Genomic DNA, 9,550 nt, shown 5'->3' with positions numbered 1-9,550 from the left:
CGCTCCGCGTGAGCGCTGGCGGAACGCTGCGCGTCCGTTCACCCGCCTTGCTACGCAAGGCGGGTGACGTCCCGTCCGCTGTGCTCCCGGGACTGTGCGGGGACTGTGTCCCCGTGGGGTGGCTTTCGCTGCGCTCCAGCCACCGGGGGCGCTGTGCGCCCGGGTGGGCCGGCCCCGCTGCGCGGGGCGGCCAACGGGCCTGCGGCCCGGGCGGCGAGAAGGGGCGGGGTGGTTGGGGTTGGTGGCGTGAGCCCGGCTGGTTGTGAGGAGTGGGGAGCGCTTGTTCATGTGGGTTCCGGTGTATCGCGCACATCAGGCTGATGCAGCATGTAGTGTTGGCGGAAACGCGGGAGATCTTAAGTTGCGGAGTGATGAAGTGCAAAGTGTGCTGGCACTGCTTGGGGCAATTCTTGGTGGAACTCTGGTTCTCTTGGGTGATTTCATTCGGCGCAGAGTCGAAAGACGCAAAGAGGAAGTGAATCGACTCGTAGAAGTAAGTGTGCGACTTTCCTCCATGTACAACCGGATGTGTGGGCAGATACTTGACGCTTCTATAGCTGGTGTAGCGGTGTCAGATCTGGCTGTTGCAGATCCTCTGCGCTACGAAGTAACGACCCAGTTCTTCATGACTCCTGGTAGTGAGCAGCTCCGCTCTCAGGCTTCGCGTCTGATGGATGCGTACTACCGGCTTCGGGATTCATACGGGCAGGATTCTGCCTGGGTTGCGGCTCGCGATGAATACGGTTTGGCGGTGCGTGAGTTCGAAGCTGCTGTTCGTGCCATCCTCCACCGCAATCACATCTGACGTTCTGCTGGGCCTTCGTCATTGCCGAGATTGGAGAGGTGAGGGGGCTGTGATTCAGCTCAGGGAGCACCAGGTAGAGCAGAAGTTGAGTTTCCGAAAGTGGGTCGGATTTCCTGCAAGGTCATCTGTGCCGCCTCAGGGGGCCCGTGGCACGATCGTGTCAGCGACCGGGTCCGGTAAAACGATCATGGCTGCTGCGTGCGCGCTGGAGTGCTTCCCCGAGGGCCGGATCCTGGTGACCGTGCCGACCCTGGACCTGCTCGTGCAGACTGCTCAGGCATGGCGGGCGGTGGGTCACCGTTCTCCCATGGTGGCGGTGTGCTCGCTGGAGAACGACCCGGTTCTCAACGAGCTGGGGGTGCGTGCCACTGCGAACCCGATCCAGCTTGCTCTGTGGGCCGGGCGCGGGCCGGTGATCGTGTTCGCCACGTACGCCTCTCTCGTGGACCGCGAGGACATTGACGCTCCCGAGGGCCAGCGGAAGGTCCGCGGGCCGCTGGAGGCCGCTCTGGCGGGTGGGGAGCGGCTCTACGGCCAGCAGATGGTCCCGTTCGACCTCGCGATCGTGGATGAGGCCCATGGCACGGCCGGTGATCTTGGTCGTCCATGGGCCGCGATCCACGACAACGCCCGGATTCCGGCGGACTTCCGGCTCTACCTGACCGCGACCCCGCGCATCCTGGCGGCGCCCCAGCCGCGAAGGGGCACGGGCGGCCAGGAGGTGGAGATCGCGACCATGGCCGACGACCCGGAGGGCATCTACGGTGCGTGGCTCGCGGAGCTCGGGCTCTCGGAGGCGATCGAGCGGGGCATCCTCGCCGGGTTCGAGATCGACGTGCTGGAGATCCGCGACCCCTCCCCCGTCGCCGGGGAGTCCGAAGAGGCCCGGCGCGGCCGGCGCCTGGCCCTGTTGCAGACCGCACTCCTGGAGCACGCCGTCGCGCACAACCTCCGTACGGTCATGACGTTCCACCAGAAGGTGGAGGAGGCCGCCGCGTTCGCGGAGAAGCTCCCGGAGACGGCGGCCGAGCTGTACATGAACGACGCTTCGGACGAGGACCTGGCGAGGGCGGAGGAGCTGCCGGAGTCGTCGATCGACGCGGAGTTCTACGAGCTGGAGGCCGGCCGCCACATCCCGCCGGACCGGGTGTGGTCGGCGTGGCTGTGCGGCGACCACCTCGTGTCCGAACGGCGTGAGGTGCTGCGCCAGTTCGCAGGCGGCATCGACGCGAACAACCGGCGCGTGCACCGGGCGTTCCTCGCCAGCGTTCGCGTGCTCGGGGAAGGGGTGGACATCACCGGCGAGCGGGGTGTGGAGGCCGTCTGCTTCGCGGACACCCGCGGCTCGCAGGTGGAGATCGTGCAGAACATCGGCCGCGCGCTCCGGCCCAACCGGGACGGCTCCACGAAGGTCGCGCGGATCATCGTGCCGGTGTTCCTTCAGCCCGGCGAGGACCCGCAGGACATGGTCGCCAGCGCCTCGTTCCGCCCCCTTGTAACGGTCCTCCAGGGCCTGCGCAGTCATGATGAACGACTCGTTGAGCAACTGGCCTCCCGCGCGCTCACGAGCGGCAAGCGCAAGGTCCACGTCCGGCGTGACGAGGAGGGGCGGATCGTCGGGGCCGGCGGCGCGGGCGACGGCGGGGACCAGGAGGACGACGACACACAGGCCGCCGCCGAAGCGGCCCTGCTGCACTTCTCCAGCCCGCGCGACGCCGCGACCATCGCCGCGTTCCTGCGCACCCGGGTGTACCGGCCCGAGTCCCTGGTCTGGTTGGAGGGCTACCAAGCCCTGCTGCGCTGGCGGAAGGAGAACGAGATCACCGGCCTCTACGCCGTGCCCTACGACACCGAGACCGAGGTCGGGGCGACCAAGGCGTTTCCGCTCGGGAGATGGGTCCACCAGCAGAGGAAGGCGCTGCGGGCCGGAGAGCTGGAGCCGCGGCGCAAGGAACTGCTCGACGCTCTCGAGGCCGGGATGATCTGGGAGCCAGGCGAGGAAGCCTGGGAGAAGAAGCTGGCGATCCTGCGCTCTTACCGTCGTGCGCACGGGCACATGGCCCCGAGGCAGGACGCCTTGTGGGACGACCCCGCCGACGGCAAGCCCGTCCCCATCGGTCAGCTGCTGGCGAATCTCAGGCGTAAGGGCGGCCTCGGAAAGGACCCGAAGCGGGCGGAGCAACGCGCGAAGCAGCTGGCCGCGATCGACCCGGACTGGAACTGCCCCTGGCCACTGAACTGGCAACGCCACTACCGCGTCCTCGCCGACCTCGCCGCCGACGAGGCCGGCGGCGTGCTGCCCGACATCGCCCCCGGCGTGCTGTTCGAGGGCGACGACCTGGGCAAGTGGCTGAAGCGACAGAAGAACCCGAGCACCTGGAAGCTGCTGTCGAGCGAGCAACAGGAACGGCTGACCACGCTGGGCATCAAGCCAACCCCGGCGCCGCCTGCCGCCCCGACGGCCGGACGTGCGGCGAAGGGACCCAAGGCGCAGCAAGCCTTCCAGCGGGGCCTGACCGCCCTCGCACAGTGGGTGGAACGGGAAGGCGCCCACCGGCCAGTCCCGCGCGGCCACGCTGAGAAGATCACCGTCGAGGGCGAGGCAGAGCCGGTAGTCGTCAAGCTGGGCGTGTGGGTCTCCAACACCAAGACCCGCCGCAACAAACTCACCGCCGAACAGCTCACCGCGCTCGCGGAGCTGGACATGGACTGGGCAAAGCCGATGACGGCCCGACAGCCCGCCCCGGACAGCCTCTGATCACCTCCAGTGCCATGACCGAGCCCCGGGCCCTCTCAAGGCCCGGGGCCCTGTGCTGTGTCGCGCTCCTGTACGGCGATGCCGCCCCACCCTTGTCCGGCGGAAGTCGGAATCGTGCTCGCGCAGCGTCTTCAGCAGGCCTGGGGCGCGGTCGGCGAGCAGGCCGGTGACGGCGGTGACGTAGGCGTGGGCCGTGCCGACAGATATCCCGAAGCCGGCCGCGATGCGGGCGAGGGTGTCGTGACGGCGCAGGTACACCAGCGCAACGAGCGCGCGCCGATGCGGAGGGAGTTTGCACCGCCGGTCACCCTCCCGGGTGACGATGAGTATCGTGACCCACTCGACCAGGGCATGCGGGAGGTCGAGTGCGGCAGGATAGGGAACCAACAGGGCTCCTGTGCCGGTGGGTTGAGACTTCGAACACCTCCCTCAACGGCACGGGAGCCCTGTCCGTTGCGGACCCCGCCCTGCCTCTGTCCCCGTCACCCAATCAGTGGCCACGCTGAAAACGCTCAGTAGACGGTCAGAGCCCCTGTGCCGTTCACCCAGTGAGCTTTTTCAGCGTTGTCTCTTTTGGTGAGTCAAAGTCAGTGGACACCCCCGCCCAGGGCTTCGGCATAGTCGGTCGATGCCCGGTTGCTGACGTCTCGTCGTGTTGGGTGGAGTCCGATGCAGAACAGGCACGGACGTCCGTGATCATGGAGTTCTCTACGCTCTGTAACCTTGAACTGCCCGTGCCTGCCGACGCATCATCTCTGCTCTCCCCTGCCTTTGACCAGCTCAGACCTCATCCTGAAGTGTCCGGGCCCGAGGTTCCGGGGTTGCTGGAACGCCTTGCGCAGGTCCCGGACCCGCGGGATCCGCGGGGAGTGCGGCACCCTCTCGTGACGGTCCTCGCGCTGACGGCCTGCGCGGTCCTCGCCGGAGCGCGATCCCTGCTGGCGGTGGGTGAATGGGTGGCCGACGCGCCGCCGACCCTGCTCGAACGGCTCGGCACCGTCGTAGATCCGCTGTACCCGAAACGGTCCTGGCCCGCGGAATCCACGATCCGGCGACTGCTGGCCAGAGTCGACACGGACGCCCTGGACCAGGCGGTCGGAGCCTGGCTCGCGGACCGGCAGACCAGCGGCGAAGAGCTGCGAGGGCTCGCGGTCGACGGGAAGTCGCTGCGGGGTGCGGCCCGCGCGAAGGGACGGAAGATCCACCTCCTGGCTGCCTGCGACCACGCGCGCGCACTGGTCCTCGCCCAGATGGACGTCGGCGAGAAGACCAACGAGATCACCTGCTTCCAGCCGTTGCTCGACACCCTCGAGAACCTGGCCGGCACGGTCGTCACCAGCGACGCGATGCACACCCAGCACGACCACGCCGTCTATCTCCTCAACCGGCAGGCCCACTACATCGTGATCGTGAAGCGCAACACCAAGAAGCTCCGCAAACAGCTCAAGTCCCTTCCCTGGAAACAGATTCCGCTGCAGGACAGGACCCGCGCGACCGGTCACGGCCGCCACGAGATCCTCCCCGGAGGGGCCGACCCCCAGACTGAAGGTCTGCACGGTCAACAACCTGCTCTTCCCCGGCGCCCGCCAGGCCGTCCAGATCGTTCGCCGCCGCGTCCACCGCAAGACCGGGAAGATCAGCCTCAAGACCGCCTACGCGGTCACCAGCCTTACCGCCGAACAGGCCGGCCCGGCTCAGCTCGCCCGACTGATCCGAGGGCACTGGACCGTCGAGGCCCTGCACCACGTCAGGGACGCCACGTTCGCCGAGGACGCCTCCCAGGTGCGGACCGGGAACGCACCCAGAGCAATGGCCACCTGCAGGAACCTTGCGATCGGAGCCCTTCGCCTGGCCGGCGTCCGGAACATCGCCTCCGGACTCCGACGAGCAGCCCGGGACCAAACCCGGTCCCTCGCCCTCCTCGGCCTCACATGATCAAAACGGACGAGGCCGGACAACGCCGAAGCTCTGCCCCTCCCCGGAACAACCGGGGGGCACTTTGGTTTCACGACCAGACGAGTCGTCCTTCGGCGACCGAGCAGGTCGGATGGCTTCCATCGGCGATTTTCGTCAGCATTTCTGCCACGGAGTTGAAATAGTGAGCCAGTGACGCGTACTCGCCCGTGGTCGTGATCTCACCCACGAACCACCTGCCGATACGGCCGTCCCGCACGTCGATAAACTTTCCTGTCCAGCCGTCCTGGTCCGACAGGAACGGGATCCACTCATTGCGCCAGAACGGATTGTCCGGCTGATCCGGAGGGTTGACCCCACCGGGCATGGAGTGGTTCGCGTAGAGCTTCTCCATCGCCCGGAGGCCCAGAAAGAAACTTCCCTCGTCCGGAAACCCGGCGAAACCGCAACACGTCACATCGTCGTCCACATCTTCCTCAGGAAGATCAAGATTGTTCTGCAACAGCCACGCCCGCAGTTCCCGAGGAAGCTGGATGCCCATCCTTTCCTCGGCGGCCGCAAGCATCTGTTCCGTGGCCGGCCCGGGCAGATCCGCATGATCGGCCGGGGCGTGCTCCCGAAGAAGACTCATCACGCGGGACCAGCTCTCCACCACACTCATTCCCCACTACTCTCTGCGTGGACGCCCTATACGGCTGCGTCGCTTCGGCAGGCACGGGCAGTCCAAGGTCACAGAGCGTAGAGAACTCCATGATCACGGACACCCGTGCCTGTTCTGCATCGGACTCCACCCAACACGACGAGACGTCAGCAACCGGGCATCGACCGACTATGCCGAAGCCCTGCGAGCAAGCCGAGGCACAAGAGCTGCTCTGCGGCGAGGCGGGCCTCCTGCGCAGACAGGCCCATGGCGTCACCGACGCACTCGGCGGTCGACACCGTCCGCGTCAGGAACCGGCGGTAGAACTCCGACTCGACAACTCCCAGGCCCAACCCCGCCAACATGGTCTTCCCTTTGCTCTCGCTCGCCGGACGAGTCGGCGGTTACAACCCATGGCAGCTCGCGCGACCTGTTCCAGCACTGGTGTAGAGCTCACTGATTCTGCCCGATCTCTGCGGTACCGGAGTGACAGAAATCAGCCACGTAACACGGCATCACACTCATGACTGGGGGGCGACTATGAAAGTGCAGCTTCCCTTGCACTTCTGCACACTGAGATGTTTTCAACCTGGCTGGTTCGGCGGCAAGTTGGTGTGAGGGGTGGGTGCGGGAAGAGGTGAAGCTCCTGGTAGATGGGTTGTCGACCAAGATCAACCTGTCCGCCCGGAGCTTCACGTGCTTGTCTACCCATCGGGGATCGATCTGTCCTGAAGTTTCCCCGTGATCTTGGACACTCGATCTCTATGCCGCAAGGGTGTGCTGGTGGCGCTGCCTGGTCTCGGCCGGGGTGAGGTAGCCGAAGACCTTGTGCTTGCGCAGGCGGCGCCGGTTGTAGAACGCCTCGATGAAGGCGAAGACCTCGGCGCGGGTGGTGGCCCGGTCGGCCCAGGTGCGGGTGCCGATCTCTTCCTTGAGCAGAGCCCAGAAGCTTTCCGCGGCGGCATTGTCGAAGCATGATCCGGTGCGGCCGCAGCTTTGTCTCAGGCCCAACTCACGTATTTCACTGCGGAATTCGGCTGATGTGTATTCGCTGCCGCGATCCGAGTGTGTGATGCATCCCGGCTGCAGGCCGCCGCGGCCGTGGGCCATCCTCAGGGCGTCGACGACGAGGGAGGCGCGGTGGTGGGCGGCCATCGCGTATCCGACGATCTCGCGGGTGGCCAGGTCCAGCCAGCAGGCGAGGTAGAGCCGGCCCTCGGCGGTGGGGAGGCAGGTGATGTCCCCGACCAGCTTCGTGCCCGGCCGCTCGGCGTGGAAGTCGCGGCCGATCAGGTCCGGGGCCGGTCTCGCCTTCTTGTCCGGCCGGGTCAGCGAGCGCCGTCGACGGCAGTGGGCGCCCTGGATACCGCGTTCACGCATGACGCGGGCGACGCGTTTGCGGTTCACCGCCCGGCCCAGGCACCGCAGTTCGGCGTGGATGCGCGGGACGCCGTACGTGTGGCGGGATGCGACGTGGATGACGGTGATCTCGTGGGCGAGGGCCTCGTCGGCCGCCTGCCGTGCGGCGCGGGCCTTCGCCGCCGCCTGCCAGGCGTAGAAGGAGGAGCGGGCCACGTTCAGCAGCCGGCACAGGAAAGCGACGCCGTGGGTGGTCTTCTCCGCTTCGATGAACGCGTACGTCTCGTTCATCGATCGCTTTCCTTCGCGAAGAAGACCGCGGCTTTTCGCAGCACCTCGATCGTCTTGGCCTGCTCGGCGCTCTGCTTCCGCAGTCGCTTGAGCTCCTCACGCTCGGCACTGGTCAGCTCGCCGGGGCGTCCTTCGCCTCGGTCCACCTTCGTCTGGCGGTACCAGTTGCGCAGGGACTCCGGACTCACCCCGAGTTCTCGGGCGACCTCGGTGACCGTCCGGCCTGTGGAGTCGACGAGCGCAATCGCGTCCCGTTTGAACTCCGCGGTGTACCGCTTCGTGTACTTGCTTCCCACCTGGCGCTACTTCCTCTGGAACCTCATGTTCCAGTCTCCAGGTGTCCACGATCAAGGGGAAGCTTCACGGTATGGCTCACCCATGATCCCGATCACACCAGACGGTATCCAGTGAGAACAGAGGGCGGAAACGGTCACTCGTGTCCTGACATCGCAAGCACCGCAACCGCAGCTCTCCGAACCCTGTCTTCCTCCTTATGACAGCCAACCGATGGCGGCGACCGGCCTTTGATGATCGGGAATTACGGCTATGGAAGGTCGGCCGGGCCCTGACCGTCACCTTCATCACCGCGGTCATGGTGGCCAGCGGCGTCTTCTATGGATTGGTCCACCTGCTGGACTTCCAGGAGATCGACAGCACTGCAAAGCTCGACGCCAAGACACTCTTCGAGCTGGTGAAGCTTTCCTTCGGTGTGGTCGCCGGGGCAGGTGCGCTCGTCGCCCTGGTCGTCGCCTACCGCCGCCAGCGTGTCGACGAGGCCGGCGCGCACCGCGAAGCTACCCGGCTCCACACCGAACGCTTCTCCCAAGCTATCGACAAACTCGGCTCGGACTCCCCGGCTGTCCGACTCGGGGGGGTTCACGCACTGGCTGGCCTCGCCGAAGATGCCCCGGACCTCTATCTGAGCCAGACCTGCCTAGACGTCCTGTGTGCTTATCTCCAGCTCCCTTTCGCTCCGGATCCTGGCGATGCCGCAGAGGAAGGGCACCACCGCTACCTAGCCCTCCGCAAGATCCGCCATACAATCCTGCAACTCATCAGCGACCGCTACTACAACTACTCCAGAAATCATCTTCCCTGGCATTTGCACAGCATTGACCTCACAGGTGTCGTCATCGACTGCAACATGGACTTCACTGGCGTAGTTTTCCCCAATGTCACTCCGATGTCCTTCAACGGCGCGAAGTTCTCCGGCGGCACGGTATCCTTCAGCGGAGCGACGTTCTCCTCCAGTAGCAACGTATCCTTCATCGGCGCGGAGTTCTCCGGCGGCGAGGTGTCCTTCGCAGGCGCGCACTTCATCGGGTTCGATGGCGAGGGCCTCCCCGCAGGTGCGGTGTCGTTCAACGGCGCGAAGTTCTCCGGCGGCACGGTGTCCTTCGTCGGCGCAACGTTTTCCGGCGGAACAGTGTCCTTCGTCGGCGCGGAGTTCTCCGGCGGCACAGTGTTATTCAACGGCGCGAAGTTCGTCGAGGGCCCGGAGGACCTCCCCACCGGCGCGGTGTCCTTCGACGGCGCGAAGTTCTCCGGCAGTACGGTGGACTTCTTCCGCGCGAAGTTCGACGGCGGCGAGGTGTCCTTTATCGGCGCAGAGTTCTCAAGCGGCACAACGCGCTTTGATGGCGCTACTGGTTCGGTCCCCAATGGACTTATTGCCGCTGTCGGCACTCCTCCCCCCGAATCAGTTCGACTGCCCATCGCTTGGCTGGCTGCAAATCCATAACGCTAAGGGCTTGCCGGGAAATAAGTCGTTGCTTCCAGCTCC

7 protein-coding genes and 1 pseudogene are annotated in these 9,550 nt (G+C 66.0%); 4 read left to right on the top strand and 4 right to left on the bottom strand.

Annotated features, from left to right (window positions below; translation table 11 throughout):
• The first annotated feature begins 385 nt into the window (after window positions 1-385).
• Together B7L92_RS40995 and B7L92_RS07480 are read left to right on the top strand one after the other, a co-directional pair.
• Complete coding sequence (locus B7L92_RS40995; RefSeq protein WP_218030431.1) at window positions 386-805, top strand: hypothetical protein; 420 nt, start codon at window positions 386-388, stop codon at window positions 803-805.
• 49 nt (window positions 806-854) lie between these two features.
• Window positions 855-3,563: a DEAD/DEAH box helicase gene (locus B7L92_RS07480; RefSeq protein ID WP_081236665.1), complete on the top strand. Its 2,709-nt coding sequence runs from the start codon at window positions 855-857 to the stop codon at window positions 3,561-3,563.
• Between the two features lie 102 nt (window positions 3,564-3,665).
• Here the strand turns inward: B7L92_RS07480 and B7L92_RS07475 are convergent.
• Window positions 3,666-3,950 (bottom strand): annotated as a pseudogene (locus B7L92_RS07475) (helix-turn-helix domain-containing protein); the annotation flags it as partial.
• Between the two features lie 311 nt (window positions 3,951-4,261).
• Between B7L92_RS07475 and B7L92_RS07470 the strand changes: the two are divergent.
• Window positions 4,262-5,662 (top strand): ISAs1 family transposase, encoded by a 1,401-nt coding sequence (locus B7L92_RS07470; RefSeq protein WP_255310802.1) that lies wholly within the window; start codon window positions 4,262-4,264, stop codon window positions 5,660-5,662.
• Here the strand turns inward: B7L92_RS07470 and B7L92_RS07465 are convergent.
• From B7L92_RS07465 to B7L92_RS07450, 3 genes are all read right to left on the bottom strand, one after another.
• Window positions 5,569-6,138 (bottom strand): SMI1/KNR4 family protein, encoded by a 570-nt coding sequence (locus B7L92_RS07465; protein ID WP_081236664.1) that lies wholly within the window; start codon window positions 6,136-6,138, stop codon window positions 5,569-5,571. The genes B7L92_RS07470 and B7L92_RS07465 overlap by 94 nt on opposite strands.
• Before the next feature lie 741 nt (window positions 6,139-6,879).
• The gene (locus tag B7L92_RS07455; protein WP_081236662.1) at window positions 6,880-7,767 is read right to left on the bottom strand and encodes an IS3 family transposase; all 888 of its coding nucleotides are present in this window, start codon (window positions 7,765-7,767) and stop codon (window positions 6,880-6,882) included.
• On the bottom strand, window positions 7,764-8,063 hold the full coding sequence (locus tag B7L92_RS07450) for a transposase (protein ID WP_081236661.1): 300 nt from the start codon (window positions 8,061-8,063) through the stop codon (window positions 7,764-7,766). Before B7L92_RS07450 ends, B7L92_RS07455 begins: the two co-directional genes overlap by 4 nt.
• A 197-nt stretch (window positions 8,064-8,260) precedes the next feature.
• Here B7L92_RS07450 and B7L92_RS07445 point away from each other — a divergent pair, with 197 nt between their 5' ends.
• Window positions 8,261-9,508 carry a pentapeptide repeat-containing protein gene (locus B7L92_RS07445; RefSeq protein WP_081236660.1) on the top strand — a complete coding sequence of 416 codons (1,248 nt, stop codon included), beginning with the start codon at window positions 8,261-8,263 and terminating at the stop codon, window positions 9,506-9,508.
• Window positions 9,509-9,550: the final 42 nt, after the last annotated feature.

It is taken from the genome of Streptomyces viridosporus (assembly GCF_002078235.1).
Classification (GTDB): Bacteria; Actinomycetota; Actinomycetes; order Streptomycetales; family Streptomycetaceae; genus Streptomyces; species Streptomyces viridosporus.
Note: the sequence above shows the minus strand (reverse complement) of the source record. Positions and strands in the feature narration are given on the sequence as shown.